Origin of the sequence: Testudinibacter aquarius (assembly GCF_004342725.1) — a bacterium.
GTDB classification, from domain to species: Bacteria; Pseudomonadota; Gammaproteobacteria; order Enterobacterales; family Pasteurellaceae; genus Chelonobacter; species Chelonobacter aquarius.
The window spans coordinates 76,858-94,896 of sequence record NZ_SMCP01000008.1 but is presented as its reverse complement, the minus strand read 5'-3'; the positions used below and the strand labels follow the sequence as shown (position 1 = coordinate 94,896).

General features: G+C 42.6%; 19 protein-coding genes. 11 read left to right on the top strand and 8 right to left on the bottom strand.

Annotated features, from left to right (window positions below; translation table 11 throughout):
• Position 1: 1 nt before the first annotated feature.
• The 9 genes from EDC16_RS09310 (at position 2) to EDC16_RS09265 (ending at position 6,613) form a co-directional block, all read left to right on the top strand.
• Positions 2-1,375, top strand: a complete 1,374-nt coding sequence (locus tag EDC16_RS09310) for a hypothetical protein (protein ID WP_132967581.1) — start codon at positions 2-4, stop codon at positions 1,373-1,375.
• Positions 1,356-1,958 carry a hypothetical protein gene (locus EDC16_RS09305; protein ID WP_132967580.1) on the top strand — a complete coding sequence of 201 codons (603 nt, stop codon included), beginning with the start codon at positions 1,356-1,358 and terminating at the stop codon, positions 1,956-1,958. Before EDC16_RS09310 ends, EDC16_RS09305 begins: the two co-directional genes overlap by 20 nt.
• Positions 1,959-2,756: a ribonuclease domain-containing protein gene (locus EDC16_RS12760; protein WP_198362765.1), complete on the top strand. Its 798-nt coding sequence runs from the start codon at positions 1,959-1,961 to the stop codon at positions 2,754-2,756.
• On the top strand, positions 2,747-3,037 hold the full coding sequence (locus EDC16_RS09290; RefSeq protein ID WP_132967579.1) for a barstar family protein: 291 nt from the start codon (positions 2,747-2,749) through the stop codon (positions 3,035-3,037). Before EDC16_RS12760 ends, EDC16_RS09290 begins: the two co-directional genes overlap by 10 nt.
• 73 nt (positions 3,038-3,110) lie before the next feature.
• A complete protein-coding gene (locus tag EDC16_RS09285; protein WP_132967578.1) occupies positions 3,111-4,538 on the top strand; it encodes a hypothetical protein in 1,428 nt (475 codons plus the stop codon).
• 1 nt (position 4,539) lies between these two features.
• Complete coding sequence (locus EDC16_RS09280) at positions 4,540-4,911, top strand: Imm8 family immunity protein (RefSeq protein ID WP_132967577.1); 372 nt, start codon at positions 4,540-4,542, stop codon at positions 4,909-4,911.
• A gap of 44 nt (positions 4,912-4,955) precedes the next feature.
• A complete protein-coding gene (locus tag EDC16_RS09275) occupies positions 4,956-5,453 on the top strand; it encodes a hypothetical protein (RefSeq protein ID WP_132967576.1) in 498 nt (165 codons plus the stop codon).
• 168 nt (positions 5,454-5,621) lie between these two features.
• The gene (locus tag EDC16_RS09270; RefSeq protein WP_132967575.1) at positions 5,622-6,203 is read left to right on the top strand and encodes a hypothetical protein; all 582 of its coding nucleotides are present in this window, start codon (positions 5,622-5,624) and stop codon (positions 6,201-6,203) included.
• 44 nt (positions 6,204-6,247) lie between these two features.
• Positions 6,248-6,613 (top strand): hemagglutinin repeat-containing protein, encoded by a 366-nt coding sequence (locus EDC16_RS09265; RefSeq protein ID WP_157330504.1) that lies wholly within the window; start codon positions 6,248-6,250, stop codon positions 6,611-6,613.
• An 8-nt stretch (positions 6,614-6,621) separates the two neighbouring features.
• Here EDC16_RS09265 and yfaE read toward each other — a convergent pair whose 3' ends face one another.
• The 6 genes from yfaE to asnS form a co-directional block, all read right to left on the bottom strand.
• Complete coding sequence (gene yfaE / locus EDC16_RS09260; protein WP_132967573.1) at positions 6,622-6,879, bottom strand: class I ribonucleotide reductase maintenance protein YfaE; 258 nt, start codon at positions 6,877-6,879, stop codon at positions 6,622-6,624.
• 72 nt (positions 6,880-6,951) lie between these two features.
• Positions 6,952-8,082 (bottom strand): class Ia ribonucleoside-diphosphate reductase subunit beta, encoded by a 1,131-nt coding sequence (gene nrdB / locus EDC16_RS09255; protein WP_132967572.1) that lies wholly within the window; start codon positions 8,080-8,082, stop codon positions 6,952-6,954.
• A 46-nt stretch (positions 8,083-8,128) separates the two neighbouring features.
• On the bottom strand, positions 8,129-10,399 hold the full coding sequence (gene nrdA, locus EDC16_RS09250; RefSeq protein WP_132967571.1) for a class 1a ribonucleoside-diphosphate reductase subunit alpha: 2,271 nt from the start codon (positions 10,397-10,399) through the stop codon (positions 8,129-8,131).
• Between the two features lie 336 nt (positions 10,400-10,735).
• Entirely contained in the window at positions 10,736-11,527 is a 792-nt protein-coding gene (locus EDC16_RS09245; RefSeq protein ID WP_132967570.1) for an MOSC domain-containing protein, read from the bottom strand.
• A gap of 20 nt (positions 11,528-11,547) precedes the next feature.
• Positions 11,548-12,054: a DUF2301 domain-containing membrane protein gene (locus tag EDC16_RS09240; protein ID WP_132967598.1), complete on the bottom strand. Its 507-nt coding sequence runs from the start codon at positions 12,052-12,054 to the stop codon at positions 11,548-11,550.
• Between the two features lie 63 nt (positions 12,055-12,117).
• Complete coding sequence (gene asnS, locus EDC16_RS09235) at positions 12,118-13,521, bottom strand: asparagine--tRNA ligase (RefSeq protein WP_132967569.1); 1,404 nt, start codon at positions 13,519-13,521, stop codon at positions 12,118-12,120.
• Positions 13,522-13,769: 248 nt separating this feature from the next.
• Here asnS and EDC16_RS09230 point away from each other — a divergent pair, with 248 nt between their 5' ends.
• Positions 13,770-14,975, top strand: coding sequence for an ROK family protein (locus EDC16_RS09230; RefSeq protein WP_132967568.1), 1,206 nt, complete (start codon positions 13,770-13,772; stop codon positions 14,973-14,975).
• A 99-nt stretch (positions 14,976-15,074) separates the two neighbouring features.
• The gene (gene bioD, locus EDC16_RS09225) at positions 15,075-15,800 is read left to right on the top strand and encodes a dethiobiotin synthase (protein WP_132967567.1); all 726 of its coding nucleotides are present in this window, start codon (positions 15,075-15,077) and stop codon (positions 15,798-15,800) included.
• A gap of 113 nt (positions 15,801-15,913) precedes the next feature.
• Here the strand turns inward: bioD and EDC16_RS09220 are convergent, their stop codons facing one another.
• Positions 15,914-17,317: a Do family serine endopeptidase gene (locus EDC16_RS09220; RefSeq protein WP_132967566.1), complete on the bottom strand. Its 1,404-nt coding sequence runs from the start codon at positions 17,315-17,317 to the stop codon at positions 15,914-15,916.
• Between the two features lie 160 nt (positions 17,318-17,477).
• Complete coding sequence (gene matP / locus EDC16_RS09215; protein ID WP_132967565.1) at positions 17,478-17,924, bottom strand: macrodomain Ter protein MatP; 447 nt, start codon at positions 17,922-17,924, stop codon at positions 17,478-17,480.
• Positions 17,925-18,039: the final 115 nt, after the last annotated feature.

Below are 18,039 nucleotides of genomic sequence, written 5' to 3'. Positions count from 1 at the left end.
CTTGAATGCACTGGGTCAAGAATTGGGTGATGTGGGCAAAGCGGTATTGGATATCGGTGCGGGCATGGCGATAGGCGCAGCAACCGGCGGCGGCACGGCAGCGGTGAGTGCAGGCGGCAATACCGACTGGTATAACCGTCAGTTGCATCCGAGTGAGTTGGATTGGATTCGGAATAATGCGGAAGCTTTTGCCAAAGAACAAGGTATTAGTGTGGCAGAAGCGGAGCAGCGTTTAATTGAGCGGGCGGCACAACGGGTGGATTATGCCTGGTCGAAGATGATAGACAGCCAAGATGCGGCGGCGGATAGTTTCCTGTCCTCGGCGTCGGCTATGAAAGGCGATGTGCCGTCATCAAGTGCGGTGAGCTTTATCAACAGCGACGGCAAAGCACAGAACCTGTTTAGTGCCTCAGGTGATGAATATTACTCAATAGGAAAATATTCAAATTTAGCGGCAAAATATAATCGAGAAAACAATCAGTTTTTGACGAATATTCTTGTGCCGAAAGTGAAGAATAACCTTGTTTTTGAGGGTGTGAAAGACGGTGGTAATGCGCTTAGTGAGGCAGCAAGAACAGTGTTAGATTCCCCGATAGAGACCAGCAAAAATATGGTTCAAACAGTTGAACATACCCTATCGGACTGTTTAAAAAATCCTCTGGCTTGCGCAACAGAAAAATGGGCAACTTTTGATAGTGCATCAGGGGATTTACTGAAAACGCATTACAACCAGGCGGATGTTAACGCCCTGTACGGCAAAGATATGACTGCCGAAACCGCACTTGTGCCGTTAATCAGAGGTGGAACAGTGGTGGCGGAAGTGCTGCCGGTGGTAAAAGCCGGGTCAGTTGCGGTTAAATCAGTCGATAATATGCTATCGCCTTTAGTGAAAGGTGTTGATGCGAATGAGAAATTGCCTGTTGTTGGGGAAATTGAAGGATATAATCAAACAACGACTTATTTTAGAGTTGAAGGTGGGGGAGAGGGATACAAAACAAGCGTAAATCGAATTAATGTAAACAATGATGGAACTATTACTATAAATTCTGGTTGTCAAGGGCAGCTATGTGTTAGTGCAAAAAGCCCAAATCACGCATTGTATTATCTAACAGAGAAGCGTAAAAATGGAACAGTAGTAGTATTTGAAGTGGATAAAAGTTTGCACCAAGAAATCCTTGCTACAGCGATTCCACAAAAACCAATACCGGGGATACCTAGAAATCCAAATGCTCCTAAGATTGTTGATGAAGCTAAAGGTAATCCAAGCATTAATTTAGAACTACCAAAAGTATGGGATAGGCTAATTGAGAAACATTCTTCAAAAGCACGTGTTTTAACTGAAAAGGAGTTCAAAAATGAATTTGGTAAAGAGTGAGATAATAAAGAAAATATTTGACGGTGAGTTAGATATTGCTATTTTCACAATAAACTCTAATCAATATTTTATATTTGATGATAAGGAGAATTATACAGTTGATATTAAGCCTTTTTATAATGATTATCTTAATAGGAATATTATTTCACTTGAACAGTATAAATATGCAATTGTTAATTATAGGGGAGGGGTTCATGAATTAACCAAGGAGAACGTTTTTAATTATTTTGATACCCTATTTATTCCACCTAGGGATTCTAAATGGATGAGTTCTTTTTTTATGGATGGATATGATATAGATGAATTAATATCAATCTATAAATATATTGAAAAATATTTATTATCATCATCAGAAAAACAGATTGATCTATTAGATTGGAAGATTTTAGAGGCTAGGTTGCCTAGATTTTATCTTAATTTAGATAGACGAATTTTTATGCATACATGTTGGGATAGATCATTTGAAAAAGATATACCCAATAATTGGAGTGGTGAGGCATCAAGTCGATTCTGGTCATTGATTCCTGATAAAGATAGTTATTGGCTTGTTAATAATATGAATTTTTGGAAGTTATATGGGTAGTTGAATATAATTATTCAACGGACAACGACGGAAGGTTTTGGTAAAACCGCAGCACAGGGCGTGGCTTATACCGCCGAAGATAACCTGTTTGACTGTTTAAAAAATCCGCTGGCTTGCGTAACAGGCAAATGGGCGACCTTTGATAGTGCGTCAGGGGATTTACTGAGAACGCATTACAATCAGGCTGATGTTAATTCCCTATACGGCAAAGATATGACTGCCGAAACCGCACTTGTGCCGTTAATGAGAGGCGGAACGGTAGTTGCAGAAGTGCTGCCGGTGGTAAAAGCCGGGTCAGTTGCGGTTAAATCAGTCGATAATATGCTATCACCTTTAGCGAAAGGTGTTAGTGCGAATGAAAGCTTGCCTGTTGTTGGGAAAACAACGGATTACCCATTAACTGAGTTTAATCATCAAGCACATAATGCCGCAATCTATGAAGCATTAAAATTAGATTTAAAAACTCAGCAAGCGGCTAATCATTTGATTGATAGCTTAAAGAATACTGGGAAATTGCCTGATAATTATGTAACTAAAGATATTGCTGAAAAAGTATATAGTTGGCAATCTGGGAAACCATTTAAACAGGGACAGCTAGGTGGTGATATTTTTGATAATAATCTTAATTTATTACCATCTGCACCAGAAAGAATATGGTATGAGGCAGATATAGGGATAGATAATAATATAGGAAGAAACAAACAGCCTGGCACAAGGTTACTATATTCTAATGATGGTTACTTATATATGACAACAGATCATTATAAAACTTTTAAGGAGATTGGTAAGTGGAAATAGTATTAAATGGGGATAATATTTCTTGTGAAACGGATTTTTATAATGAATTATGTAGTCAGAATCCGGATTTTGGATTCTATTTTGGTAGAAATTTAAGTGCGTTAAAAGACTATATAGGTCTATTGGATGGTTACACGATCAAATGGTTAAATCATAATCGATCTAAAAATAAATTAATGGGTGATTACGATAAGATTATTAATATATTTCTTGATAGAAATGAAAATATATTGAAGAAAGAATTGGGTGAACATAGGATAATTAATTTGATACTTTGCTGATTTAATTTTCCGATACGTCTTATGGAAAGAGGGCGGTGCAGGGCGCACCGCACTTCATGCGCTAGCAGGCGGGATGTTAACCGGTAATGTCAGCGGTGCCGTGGCAAGCGGCACAACCTCGGCTGCCGCCCTGCACTTGAATGCACTGGGTCAAGAACTGGGCGATGTGGGCAAAGCGGTATTGGATATCGGTGCGGGTATGGCGATAGGGGCAGCCACTGGTGGCGGCACGGCTGCGGTCAGCGCAGGCGGCAATACCGATTGGTATAACCGCCAGTTGCATCCGAGTGAGTTGGATTGGATTCGGAATAATGCGGAAGCTTTTGCCAAAGAACAAGGTATTAGTGTGGCAGAAGCGGAGCAGCGTTTAATTGAGCGGGCGGCACAACGGGTGGATTATGCCTGGTCGAAGATGATAGACAGCCAAGATGCGGCGGCGGATAGTTTCCTGTCCTCGGCGTCGGCTATGAAAGGCGATGTGCCGTCATCAAGTGCGGTGAGCTTTATCAACAGCGACGGCAAAGCACAGAACCTGTTTAGTACCTCAGGCGATGAGTATTACTCAACAGGAAAATATTCAAATTTAGCGGCAAAATATAATCGAGAAAACAATCAGTTTTTGACGAATATTCTTGTGCCGAAAGTGAAGAATAACCTTGTTTTTGAGGGGGTGAAAGACGGTGGTAATGCGCTTAGTGAGGCAGCAAGAGCAGCGTTGGATTCTCCGATAGAAACCACAAAAAATGTGGTGAAAACGGTTGAACATAGCCTGTCAGACTGTTTAAAAAATCCGGCAACATGTGCAACAGAAAAATGGACGACCTTTGATACATCTTCGGGCGACTTACTGAGAACGCATTACAACCAGGCGGATGTTAATGCCCTCTACGGCAAAGATATGACTGCCGAAACCGCACTTGTGCCGTTGATGAGAGGCGGAACAGTGGTGGCGGAAGTGCTGCCGGTGGTAAAAGCCGGGTCAGTTGCGGTTAAATCAGTCGATAATATGCTATCACCTTTAGCGAAAGGTGTTGATGCGAATGAAAAGTTGCCTGTTGTTGGAAAAACAGAAGGGTATGAGAATCAGACTAGTAAAATTTCAAGCAGTGCAGAAAATATTGCTCTTTATCCAAAATTAAAAGAGCAATTACAGGCAGAAAACTTACAAAATATTGCTAAATTAGATCCTGTATTAGGGGAGATAGTGAATTCTTTGGGTAAAGAATTAAATTATGGTATTTCTAAGTTAATGTCTGCTAAAGAAGCTGAAAGATTGGGAAGATTGTGGGTAGGATATAATTTTACTGAGGTAAAAGTGAAGAATACTGTAATAGGTTGGAATAGTGTAGATAGATTGAGAGGATATAGATTTCCTAGTGTAAAAGAATCTGACTATGCTGAAACTGGAGTTCAAGCCAACTTTGAAACATATAAAATAAATCCTGTTACAAATCAAAAAGAAAAAGTTGGAAATGCGCATTTAAATATTATAGAGAATTAGTATGAAAGCTGAATTAAAATTAATAACTGATTTATTTGGTGAGTTCTCACCAGCAGAATATATTCCTGTTAATGATGATGTTTTTCATATAACATTGTTATTAGGTATTGGTGGGGTTGATAGTGAGGCAATGGATTATTTTGATGTGTCTATATGTACATTGGAGTGGGTAAGGTTAAATAATGTTAAACCAGTTATTTTAAATAATACCATTTTAGTTGATAATTATGATTTTAACGAAATCTTGAAATACATAAACGAATGCATTAATCTTTGTGATGGAAAAAACTGGCATGAGGTTGCTAATAATTTATCTAAATTTTTCCTCTGGGAATATGATAGGTATAAGACTTTGTCCGCAGTTAAGGAATAGTATCGATAGAATATTTATCAACAGCTTTTTTCAAGTAAAAAAATGTGGTGAAAACAGTTGAACATACCCTATCGGACTGTTTAAAAAATCCAGTGGCTTGCGCAACAGAAAAATGGACGGCTTTTGATACATCTTCGGGCGACTTACTGAGAACGCATTATAATCAGGCGGATGTTAATGCCCTGTACGGCAAAGATATGACTGCCGAAACCGCACTTGTGCCGTTAATCAGAGGCGGAACAGTGGTGGCGGAAGTGCTGCCGGTGGTAAAAGCCGGGTCAGTTGTGGTTAAATCAGCCGATAATATGCTATCACCTTTAGCGAAAGGTGTTGATGCGAATGAGAAGTTGCCTGTTGTTGGAGATTCTACAGGATATTTGCTTAATGAGGTTAAAGTAAACGGCAAAAATATTACGTTAGGCAACTTTAAAGGTTCAACAGCAAATTCATTGGAAAGATTTAATAATTATTTAAGCGATGCGATTGATACTACGGCTGGCAGCGGTGTAAAAATGCCAAGAAACCAGCAGGCGTATCAATAGAAAAAGATTGGGAAAATTTAACTAAAGATGCCAAAATCACATATTCTAATGATAGACGAATTGCAGTTTTTCCATCAGGAGAAAGGGCTATTTTTAGACCTAGTAAAACAGGTCCTATGACAATTGAGTTGCAGCGTCCAGATAGAAAGAAAATTATTGAGGTCCGTTATGAAAATAATTAGAGTTGAACCTTGGTATGAATATTGCGATCCTTATCTGGATTTAAATGAAAAAGATTTTAATTTGAATGAATTTGAGCTTAATAATATAGTGTCATTTTATAAAAAAATTATAAACTTTGAATGTGAAGAATATAACACTGAATTTATTCTAAGGGATTTTAATTTTATTGATTTTCTAAATTTTGATTATGATGACGAAGCAATTATGAAAAATTATATGGAGGACATAATTTCTCGATTTAAATTTTTTTATGCTATCCCATTGATTTTTGATGAAAGTGAATTTAATATTATATTAAATTATTTTAAACCAAGCGCGATAGCTAAATTAAAGTCAAGTATTTTCAATTATAATAGAGTTTTTGGTTCAATGATCTCGGATTACTCTGGAGAATTTTTTGTTATATTTAATGATTTTAAAGCTTTTTGCATTGTAAAAAATGGACATTATTTAATGAGATTCCATAATATTGAAGAAATATATATTGATAATTGGTCAAAATTAGAATCAAAAGAAATTGAACTATATGATTATGACAGAAGGGTTATAACTCAATTTCAAGCCTAAATTCAAGAATTAATTGTAGGAAAGTAAAAAGGAAAAAATTAAATTTGAACAAAACAAACCACCGTATCATATTCAGCCAATCCCAACAACAATTTATTATTGTATCGGAGTTGGCAAAATCTAAAACGCCTTCTGAGCGTAGAAGTGCGGTAGGAGATTGTATTCGGTTCAGTGATGGTGTGAATATCAACCTGGAATCGGTGCAAGACACCTATTCCAACCGCAGCGACAATAAAAACAGCGGTTGGAGTGCGGGTGGTTTTATCGGGGTTAGCGGCAACAGCTCCGGCATCGGGCTGGAGGCGTCGGCGAATAAAGGCAAGGGGCATGAAAACAGCGACAGCGTGACCCAGAAAAACACGGTGCTGAACACCGACAACCTGACGATTAGCAATTGCGATGTGGAATAAAACATGAGCTAAAACTCAATCTCCAAATCGCTTTCCACTGTACAACAACATAATAAAATCTCATTGGCAGATAAAAACGCCAATGGCGTTTCTGCATAACTCACTTTGCCATTCAGCAACTTCACCCGACATGAGCCGCAGTAGCCGGAGCGGCACTGGTATTCATGCAAAATTCCGTGATTTTCTAAGGTTTCCAGCAGGGAAGTGCGGTTGTCGTGTTCGACGGTGCGCTGTTGCTGCGGTAGGGTGATTTTATGGATTTTCATAGTGAAACAAAACCGCTCTTTTGCTGTTAACCATTGGATTCAACATAACAAAAGAGCGGTATTGAAAAGAGATTACAAGTTGAAATCGCCGAAATCGTCAGCGTCGATTTTGGAATCGATTTGACCGACCAGATACGAGCTGACTTCCACTTCTTGTGGCGCGACCTGCACGTTGTCGGACACCAGCCAAGCGTTAATCCACGGAATCGGGTTGGAACGGGCTTGGAACGGGAGTGGTAAACCGACTGCCTGCATCCGGATATTGGTGATGTATTCGACGTATTGGCACAGAATATCTTTGTTCAAGCCAATCATTGAGCCATCTTTGAACAGGTAATCCGCCCACTCTTTCTCTTGCTCCGCCGCCGCCACGAACAGATCATAAGCCTCTTGTTTGCACTCTTCGATGATTTCGCCCATTTCCGGATCGTCTTGTCCTGATGCCATAATGTTCAAAATATGCTGGGTGCCGGTCAAATGCAGGGCTTCGTCACGGGCGATAAATTTGATGATTTTGGCATTGCCTTCCATCAGGTTGCGCTCGGCAAAGGCAAACGAGCAGGCGAACGAAACATAAAAACGAATTGCTTCCAACGCATTAACGCTCATCAGGCACAGATACAGTTGCTTTTTCAAACTGCGCAAGCTGACTACGCATTCTTTGCCGTCCACGGTGTAAGTGCCTTCGCCATACAAGGTGTAAAGCTGGGTATCACGGATAAAGTCATCATAATAGATAGAAATGTCTTTAGCGCGTTTGATGATCTCTTCGTTGGTGACGATGTCATCGAATACCACCGACGGATCGTTGACGATATTACGGATAATATGCGTATAAGAGCGTGAATGAATCGTTTCTGAAAACGTCCAAGTTTCAATCCAGGTTTCCAGTTCCGGCAACGAAACCACCGGCAGCAAAGCCACGTTCGGGCTGCGGCCTTGAATTGAGTCCAACAAAGTTTGATATTTTAAGTTACTGATAAAAATATGTTTTTCATGTTCAGGCAAGGCTTGATAGTCGATGCGGTCTTGCGATACGTCGATCTCTTCCGGTCGCCAGAAAAACGACAGTTGTTTTTCAATCAGTTTTTCAAACGTTTCATATTTTTGTTGATCGTAGCGTGCTACGTTCACGTTTTGACCGAAAAACATCGGCTCTTTCAGTTGATCATTTTTAGTTTGCGAAAACGTGGTATATGCCATGTTGACCTCTATTGATTAAATTATGCTAAAAGGATTATTAGCTGAATTAAATTTTGCACGCACCACCGGAGCAGCTGTCGTCAATATCATCTTGATTGTCGTCAGCACCGTCGCGCGTGTTTTGATAATACAGGGTTTTTAATCCGTATTTATATGCCGTCAATAAATCGCCCAACAAACGTTTCATCGGCACTTTTCCGTCTTCAAAGCGTTTCGGGTCGTAGTTGGTGTTAGCTGAAATCGCTTGATCGACAAATTTCTGCATAATACCGACTAATTGTAAATAACCGTCATTGCTTGGAATATCCCACAATAATTCGTAATTTTCACTTAAATTTTCATAATCCGGCACCACCTGGCGCAAGATTCCGTCTTTGGAGGCCTTGATACTGACATGGCCGCGCGGTGGCTCGATACCGTTGGTCGCATTGGAAATCTGCGACGAAGTTTCCGACGGCATCAGTGCGGTCAGGGTAGAGTTGCGCAAACCGTGGGTTTTAATCTCTTGACGCAAACTTTCCCAGTCGTAATGCAGCGGCTCTTGGGTTAAACCGTCGATGTCTTTTTTATAGGTATCGATCGGTAAAACTCCTTGTGCGTAGGTGGTTTCGTTAAAATAGCGGCAAGGTCCGAGCTCTTTTGCCAATTTGTTTGAGGCTTTCAATAAGTAGTATTGAATCGCTTCAAAAGTGCGGTGCGTCAGATCGTTGGCGCTGCCGTCGGAATAACGCACGCCGTGTTTCGCCAGATAATAGGCGTAGTTGATCACGCCGATACCCAGTGAACGGCGCCCCATTGAGCCGATTTCGGCGGCTTTGATCGGGTAATCTTGATAATCCAACAACGCATCTAATGCGCGCACTGCCAGCTCTGACAACGCTTCCAATTCGTCTAAATGCTCGATTTTGCCTAAGTTGAACGCCGACAGGGTACACAGTGCAATTTCGCCGTTTTCATCATGGAAATGTTGTAACGGTTTGGTCGGTAGGGCAATCTCCAAACACAGATTGGATTGACGCACCGGTGCAACTGCCGGATCAAACGGTGAGTGGGTGTTGCTGTGATCGACGTTATGGATATAAATCCGTCCGGTTGAGGCACGCTCTTGCATCAGCAGCGAAAACAGCTCACTGGCTTTAACAGTGCGTTTGCGAATTGAATCGTCCGCTTCATATTTTTCATACAGTTCGTCGAAACGATCTTGATCGGCAAAAAACGCTTCATACAAGCCCGGCACATCAGACGGGCTGAACAGGGTGATATTGCCGTTTTTGATCAAACGTTGATACATCAATTTGTTCAGTTGTACCCCGTAATCCATGTGACGCACTCGGTTGTCTTCCACGCCGCGGTTGTTTTTCAACACCAACAGGCTTTCAACTTCCAAATGCCAGAACGGGTAATACACCGTTGCCGCACCGCCGCGTACTCCGCCTTGCGAGCAGGATTTGACTGCGGTTTGGAAATGTTTGTAAAACGGAATACAACCGGTGTGAAATGCTTCACCGCCGCGAATCGGGCTGCCCAGCGCACGAATAGCGCCGGCGTTGATGCCGATGCCGGCACGCTGCGAAACATATTTAACGATAGAAGCAGCGGTCGCATTAATCGAATCCAAGCTGTCGCTGCACTCGATCAACACACAAGAGCTGAATTGACGGGTCGGTGTGCGCACGCCGGACATAATCGGGGTTGGCAGTGAAATTTTAAAGGTGGAGGTCGCATCATAGAAGCGGCGCACAAAATCCAGACGGGTCTCTTGCGGATATTGGCTGAATAGACAAGCCGCAACCAACAAATACAAAAATTGCGCCGACTCATAAATTTCGCCGGTGACACGGTTTTGTACCAAATATTTGCCTTCCAACTGTTTCACAGCAGCATACGAGAAGTTCATATCACGCCAGTGGTCGAGGAAGCTGTCCATTTCGTCCCATTCTTCGCGACTGTAATCTGTCAGCAGCGCTTCATCATATTTACCCATCCGCACCAATTTTTTGACGTGATCATACAGACGCGGCGGATCGAAATGGCCATAGGCTTTTTTACGTAAATGAAATACCGCCAGACGTGCCGCCAGATATTGGTAATCCGGAGAATCTTTGGTGATTAAATCGGCAGCCGCTTTGATAATGGTTTCATGAATATCCGAAGTGCGGATACCTTCGTAAAATTGAATATGTGAACGCAATTCTACTTGTGAGACCGATACATTATCCAAACCTTCGGCTGCCCATGTAATAACGCGGTGGATTTTATCTAAATCAATCGGCTCCAAACGCCCGTCACGTTTGGTGACCATCAATGCTTTATTCATTTGATTACCTATATCCCATCAATTTTTGAGTCTATTGAAATAAGTGTATTGAAAGTAGTTGAAGATGATTATTTGAACACTATATGTGGTGTTCAGTTAAAAACGAAATACAAGATAATGTGTCCAATAGGAAATATCAAGTATAAAATTTGCAGCAGAAAAGGATAAAAAAGATTGACATTGAGCGAGTGACCGAAAACTCAAGGGTCGCGCGATCCTAGCTTTTTAGATAAGCCAAATTTATTTAAAAAATTGTGAGCGACAGCACAAAATAACAGCGAAGATAATCTACACGGCACTTAAAAAATAAAGTGCGGTTGGCAACCGCACTTGAAGCTATTCCAAGATTTGCAGTGAATCACCAATTCTGATCATCCCGCAATTTAGCGGCACCAGATTGATGCCGAATACCGGCTGTCCCTGCGAATCGGCAAAATGTTTTTTGAGGGTACGAAACGGTTCCATGTTACGTTGTAACTCTGCGGTTTGCGGATCGCGCGTGGTCAGAATACAGCGAATGCAAGGCTTGGCATTGATAAATTCCACTTCGCCAATGCGAATTTTCTGCCATTGGTTTTCACTGAATGCCGCTGCGTTGTCGATCACCAGATTGGCTCGGAATTGTGCCATGCTGATCTCGACGGAGCAGTGTTGTTGCACGCTGGCGAGCGATTGTAAATTGGTCATCAATAACGGATAACCGTCGGCAAAAGACAGTGCTTGTTCGGGATAGCGTTTGATGCGGCGTTGCGGCTCAAAACCGAGCCAGCGCAGTTGAACCGCTCTTTGCAGCTTTTCGCTGAACCAGTTATTGATGTTGTCGTTGGCAAGCAACGAATCAAAATGGTTGCCCCAGACTTGGCATTCAGCTTGCCGGCTGAAATCATGATAAAGTGCGGTTACACTGCTGCCGTCTTGATGGTGAATGTGTAATCCTTGTGCGCTCGGTACGGCGCTAAAGGCAAACAGTTCACCGTCTTTGCGGGCGCTGATAAAACTGCCGTCCGGTTCGGTCAACATAAAAGTGCGGTCAAATTCTAAACCGTAGGGCTGTACCAACGCTTTGGAAACCGTGATGGGCTGGGTGGATTTGATCGGATAAAGATTGATTTGGGTAATATGACTCATATTCTTTGCCTTTTCTTGCCTTAAATCTGATATTTGGTTTTATCGCCGATATCAAAATGCAGCGGCATCCGCCATTTTTGAATACTTAAAATCAGCAATAACAGCGTGGCGATTCCGGAAAGCATCTGTGCCGCTAGCGTGGCTTGCATGACTAAACTCAACCACAACAAGGCTAAAAACAGGGGTTGTAAATTTAAGCCGAACACTCGAAAACAAAAGTACTCTTTGAAACACAAACCGCCAAGGGTAAAAAATGCCGCACCCAGCCCCAGCCACTGCCAATCCAGCACAAAACAGAGTGCCGCCACCCAAGTGGCAAATTGTAGTAATAACCGAAAATGTTTCAGGTAGATATGCAGTGAAGAGGCACAAAGCACTGCCGCCAGTAAGATGCCCTTTGTCGCCCAATCGAAATGATAGGGTAGTAATGCCACTGACGGCACGGCAAGCACAAAGCCACAGCGATACAGAATCACTGTTAAGTAATCCCAAAAATCCATTGGCGATTGAATATGTGGATCTGCCATCATGACCTCTCTTTGTTGGTAGGAAATAAAAAACAAAACCCCGCCGCAGCGGGGATTGAATACTTAGAATGAGGCGTTGCGCGGATAGCGCGGGAACGGAATTACGTCACGAATGTTTTGTACCCCGGTGACATAAACGATCAAGCGTTCAAAGCCGAGACCGAAGCCGGAATGTGGCACGGTGCCGTAACGGCGCAAATCACGATACCAGCTGTAATCTTCTTGGTTCAAGCCCATTTCAGCCAAACGTTGATCCAACACGTCCAACCGCTCTTCCCGTTGTGAACCACCGATGATTTCGCCGATGCCCGGCGCCAAGACGTCCATTGCCGCCACAGTTTTGCCGTCGTCATTAAGGCGCATATAGAACGCTTTGATGTCTTTCGGATAGTTTTTCACCACCACCGGCGAGTTGAAATACTCCTCAGCCAGATAGCGCTCATGTTCCGAAGACAAATCAATGCCCCATTCCACCGGGAATTCAAATTGTTTACCGGATTTCAGTAACACTTCAATCGCATCGGTATAGTCGATTTGGGCAAAATCAGAGGCGATGAATTTTTGCAGACGGCTGATCACGTCTTTATCAACCCGCTCTTCAAAGAATTTGAGATCGTCGGCACGCTCTTGTAAAACGGCTTTAAACACATATTTCAATATCGCTTCGGCAAGTGCGGCATTGTCGGCTAAATCAGCAAAGGCGACTTCCGGTTCAACCATCCAGAATTCCGCCAAATGACGGGTAGTATTGGAATTTTCTGCACGGAAAGTCGGACCAAAGGTATAAATTTTACTCAGCGCACAGGCGTAAGTTTCACCGTTTAACTGCCCGGAAACAGTCAAAAAGGCTTCTTTGCCAAAGAAATCTTGTTTGAAATCGACCAAGCCATTGTCACCACGCGGCAAGTTTTCTAAATCCAGCGTCGAAACCCGAAACATTTCACCGGCGCCTTCGGTATCGGACGCTGTGATGACCGGTGTAGCCACCCAATAAAAACCTTGTTCATGGAAAAAGCGGTGAATCGCTTGTGCTAAACAGTGGCGTACTCGCGCCACCGCACCGATTAAATTGGTGCGTGGGCGCAGATGTGCCACCTCACGCAAGTATTCAACGCTGTGGCGTTTCGCTGCCATCGGATAGGTTTCAGGATCGTCGACCCAACCACAAACCGTGACATCGTCGGCTTGCAGTTCAACCGCTTGTCCTTGCCCTTGTGAGGCAGTGATTTTTCCGCGCACAATCACTGAACAACCTGCGGTAAGATTCAACACCTCGTCCTGATAGTTCTTCAGTTGGTTGCTGACCACGGCTTGAATCGGGTCAAAACAAGAACCGTCATACACCGCTAAGAATGAAAATCCCGCTTTGGAGTCGCGGCGGGTTCTGACCCAACCACGAACTGTAACCTGTTCGCCAACGGCGATTTTACCTTGCAAAACATCACTGATTGATGAAATTTTAGCCATTTTTTCCTCAAATTATTCAGATATAAAAGTATCGCTTTAGTTTACTGATTCTTATCTAAAATACAACGATTTGAACTGAAATAAGCCGTCGGATGAGTAAATATTTGTTTGTGATTAAATTATTGTAGAATCGTGAGCTGATTAGCAGAATTGAGATTATCTTATTGTAAATCAATAAATAAATGCGTATAAAGAACAATTGATTAAAAACGTTATTGACCTTTACCATAAAATATAAAAGAAAAATTATGCCTAAGATAAAACAAGATGGCGCCAACCGCGTAAATTTACAGCATTTAGGTTCAGTCTACCGCTTGATTGAACAGTTTGAGTTGATTTCCAGAATCGATTTGTCAAAAATCTCCGGCTTTGCACCGGCGAGCATCACTAATTTAACCAGAGAATTGATTCATTCCCACTTTGTGATCGAAAGAGCGGTACAAAATACAATCGTACGCGGACGCCCGGCAGTGGGGATCTGCCTGTCACCATTTTATTGGCAGTATTTGGCGGTGACTTTAAGCGAAAAAAGCTTGGATATCAGCCTATGTGAACTTAACGGTAAACAGTTGCGTCAGCAACTTTATAGTCTGGATAAAACGCTGCCGTTAGAAAGCTTTATCAGTCGCGGAATAAGCTATTTTTTACAGCAAAACAGCGATATCACTCAGCATATTTTAGCTTGTTCCTTATGTATTTTAGGGCGGATCGATAAATTTGAAAAACGGGTTTATCTGGGGGCGGAAGAGCTGAATCCGGACTTGCAGGAAGTGCTGCAAAGTGAGTTTAAATTCCCGATTATTGTCGCTGAACACTTTGCGATGTGGACTTTTGCCGAGAGCCATTTGGGCAACGCCATCAATAGTAACAACGTTATTTTCTTGCAGTTTGACGACGCAATCAATATCAGTGTGTTAAGTGAAGGCAAGATGATCAAAAATGAAAAGCAGAAACGCATGAATATTGATAATGTCACGTTGCCGAAACTCAGCGAGTTGAGTGATAAAATTGCCCAAGATGTGCCGGAAATGGAACGCCACTATCTGTATAATCAGGTTAGTAATAAAGCGATTTATCAATTGGTCGATCTGTTATTGCCGAATCAACTACCGAATGACGAGAGTAAAATTCAATTCTTGTGCGAACAGGCACAGCAAAACCAGCCGGATGCAATTACCATCATCCACCACTTGGCGGATAATGTCTCTTATCTGTTGATGTATTTGACGAATATTTTTGCTTCTGAAAAAATCATGATCAATACCCGTTTGCTGTCGGTGAAAGAGATTTTTCTGCAACGTTTGGCGGACAAATTGCAAGACGCCTTGCTGTCGGATGAACAACAGGTGGAGATTATCACCTCTAAATTTAGTTGGAATGACCCAACAATAGCTTCCTCTGCCATCAAGCAACAGCTCTATAATGGTGAATTATTTAGCGAACATATCCGTTGACGGAAGCGTTAATTGATAAAAACTTGTGTTAGCTCAATAAATTGATTTCTGTTTTTGCTTACAATCCCTCTCGTGCAGTTTATATGTAGAGGGAAGATTATGAGTTGTTTTTTTGTTACCGGCACAGATACCGGTGTGGGCAAAACCGTTGCCAGCCGAGCTATAATTCAGGCATTGCGCAAGCAATCATGTCAAATTGTCGGTTATAAGCCGATAGCCTGTGGCGACGGTGGATATCATCCCTATTTGGAAGCGACACCGGAGCCACAAAATCAGCAGAATATTGACGTATTGACCCTGCTGGAGAGCAGTGGCGAGTCGTTGCAATATCAGGATATTAACAGTTATACCATGCCGTTAGAGCAAGAGCCGGGGCTGAATGATTTTTTGGAACAGCCGCAATTAATTAATATTGATAAGCTGAATCACGATCTAAAACGTTTATCATTGCGCTATCAAACCGTGCTGGTCGAAGGTACGTTCGGCTGGCTAACCCCGATCAATCGCGAGCTGGATTTTTCTGATTGGGTCAGTCAACACCAAATGCCGGTGGTATTGGTGGTCGGGATTAAAGAAGGCTGCATCAACCACGCCCTGCTGACGGTGCAGGCCATTGCCAAGAGCGGTGTGCCGTTAATCGGCTGGGTTGCCAATCGGATTAATCCCGGCTTGAGTAATTACAGCGCAATTATCGAGTTGCTTTCCAGCAAAATTGAAGCCCCGTTGCTAGGGCAGATTCCGTATTTATATCATCCTGAAAAACAAGATTTGTCCGGTTTTATGAATAATATTGACCGTTTGAGCTATTTGCAGACTATCCGTTGACATCCCCCGCTGTGCCAAAGTAAAGCCGGGGGAATACCCACCCGGCTCACCTCGCAAAAATCCCGAATAATATCGGGATTTTGGGCGCAAATTATTTGCAATTAAAGTGCGGTTTATGGAATCAATAAATAAAAGTTATTATTGCCGCGCGTGATATTCAGCGCTACGGCTGATGGTTTATTATCCAAAATTTTACGCAATTCACCGATGTTACTAATTGCTTGGCGGTTGACGCCGACAATCACATCGCCGGCTTGCAAACCAAGCTGTTCGGCAGAAGATTTGGCTTCTACTTTTAAGATTTCAACACCTTTACGCCCGTCTTTGTCATAGTTGCCCAAATCAGCCCCATTTAAACCCGGAATCAGGCTATTAGCACTGGTTTGCGCTTGATCGTCAGATTGCAGTACCACATCGGCTTTTTCCGTTTTGCCTTCACGCAGATAGGTTAAATTAACGGTTTTTCCGGCGCCGGTGGTGGCAATTTTGGCACGCAGTTCAGCAAAGCTGTTGATGGGTTGCCCATTAATTTCAGTGATTACATCACCGGCTTTTAAGCCCGCTTTGGCAGCGGCAGAATTGGGTAGCACTTCACTGACAAAGGCGCCTTTTTTGGAGTCAATACCAAAGGCTTTTGCCAGATCTGCGCTCAATTCACCGCCTTTGATACCCAAAATACCGCGACGAACCTCGCCAAATTCCACAATTTGATGTACTAGGCTGTTTGCCATGTTACTTGGAATCGCAAAAGCAATACCGACATTGCCGCCGCTTGGGGCAATAATCGCCGTATTGATTCCAATCAGCTCACCACGCAGGTTGATTAAAGCGCCGCCGGAATTGCCTCGATTGACTGCGGCATCGGTTTGAATGTAGTTTTCATAGCTTCCGCCATCCATACCGGTCGAGCGTCCTAATGCGGAAATAATACCGGACGTCACTGTTTGTCCTAAACCAAACGGATTACCGATGGCAACGGTGTAGTCGCCAACGCGGATTTTATCTGAATCCGCCAGTTTAATTGCGGTTAAATTCTTTGGCTCTTCGATTTGCAGCAACGCCACATCAGATTGAGCGTCGGTGCCTAATAATTTGGCTTTCACTTCTCGTCCGTCTTGCAGTGAAAGGGTGATATTATCAGCGTTATCGATCACATGATTGTTGGTTAATACATAACCTTTTTCTGCATCGATAATCACGCCGGAACCTAATCCTTTGAATTCGCGTGGTGCGCTGTTGCCGAACATATCACGCCCGAAAAAGAACTTAAACTCTTCCGGAATCATCGAATCTTGTTGGCTTTGCGTGCCGGTAACATTCACCGTCACCACACTTGGCAGCACTTTTTCTAACATCGGCGCCAAACTTGGGGTTTGTTGGTTGAGGTAGGATGGTGCTTGCAGCAAGGTCTCGGTTAAGGTTGTACTTGGGGTGCTTTCCGTTTGCGCCATTGCCGGCAAATTAAATAAACTCAAGCCCAGAATTGCGGCTGATAAAATAAATTGACTCTTTTTCATCTTCATTAAATCTCATAAAAATATTGTGTTGAACATGACATACAGGGAAACAATACAACCTGTTTGCCTGAGGTAGTATTAAGCTTAATCTTTACAGTAAGACAGATATTTTGTGCAAATGTTCCGTAATCTGTAGCAAATAGATGGTATTGTTCAAATGTTATTCAAGGAGTTCCTGCAAATTTTTTTTCATCAGGTCAACCTGACTAGCATACAAATCTTTGTTTTCGGCTTCGTCAATCATGTACATAATCGTTTCGGACAGGGTCATCCGCATTTTGCGCGAATGCTTGGAGAGTCTTGACCAAACAGCGTATTCTAAATCAATTGATTTCTTTTTGGTGGCGCGTTTTTCTGCATTGAAAAAGCGTTTGCGTCTGGCTCGAATGGCTTGATCTAACTTAATCACCAATGTATTGGCTAAATGTTGGCGAATCCAATCTTCAATTAATGCCGGATAATGTTGCAGTTGCAGCAGTTCATTGGCTTTTTCGTCTTCCAGACTGCGTTCCTGATAACGGCTGATCGTTTCGCCGTTGCGGACTTTTTTTGCTAGGTATAGCCATTTCCAATGCGCTTCCTGATTTTCTAATTTCTGGTATTTCATCTGGTTTTCCCTCGCAATTTGCTCAGTATGCTCAAGTTATGTTCACACATAATGTTACATTGTCACGTTTGAGTGTACTCTTTTTTCCGCGCAAAGTGAACAACTTGTTTAAATC

Bases quoted from the DNA above. Each gene is read 5' to 3' on its own strand.
- EDC16_RS09305 (WP_132967580.1), top strand. From the start codon at position 1,356: ATGAATTTGGTAAAGAGTGAGATAATAAAGAAAATATTTGACGGTGAG.
- EDC16_RS09285 (WP_132967578.1), top strand. From the start codon at position 3,111: ATGTTAACCGGTAATGTCAGCGGTGCCGTGGCAAGCGGCACAACCTCG.
- EDC16_RS09280 (WP_132967577.1), top strand. From the start codon at position 4,540: ATGAAAGCTGAATTAAAATTAATAACTGATTTATTTGGTGAGTTCTCA.
- EDC16_RS09270 (WP_132967575.1), top strand. From the start codon at position 5,622: ATGAAAATAATTAGAGTTGAACCTTGGTATGAATATTGCGATCCTTAT.
- yfaE (WP_132967573.1), bottom strand. From the start codon at position 6,879: ATGAAAATCCATAAAATCACCCTACCGCAGCAACAGCGCACCGTCGAA.
- nrdB (WP_132967572.1), bottom strand. From the start codon at position 8,082: ATGGCATATACCACGTTTTCGCAAACTAAAAATGATCAACTGAAAGAG.
- nrdA (WP_132967571.1), bottom strand. From the start codon at position 10,399: ATGAATAAAGCATTGATGGTCACCAAACGTGACGGGCGTTTGGAGCCG.
- EDC16_RS09245 (WP_132967570.1), bottom strand. From the start codon at position 11,527: ATGAGTCATATTACCCAAATCAATCTTTATCCGATCAAATCCACCCAG.
- EDC16_RS09240 (WP_132967598.1), bottom strand. From the start codon at position 12,054: ATGGCAGATCCACATATTCAATCGCCAATGGATTTTTGGGATTACTTA.
- asnS (WP_132967569.1), bottom strand. From the start codon at position 13,521: ATGGCTAAAATTTCATCAATCAGTGATGTTTTGCAAGGTAAAATCGCC.
- EDC16_RS09230 (WP_132967568.1), top strand. From the start codon at position 13,770: ATGCCTAAGATAAAACAAGATGGCGCCAACCGCGTAAATTTACAGCAT.
- bioD (WP_132967567.1), top strand. From the start codon at position 15,075: ATGAGTTGTTTTTTTGTTACCGGCACAGATACCGGTGTGGGCAAAACC.
- EDC16_RS09220 (WP_132967566.1), bottom strand. From the start codon at position 17,317: ATGAAAAAGAGTCAATTTATTTTATCAGCCGCAATTCTGGGCTTGAGT.
- matP (WP_132967565.1), bottom strand. From the start codon at position 17,924: ATGAAATACCAGAAATTAGAAAATCAGGAAGCGCATTGGAAATGGCTA.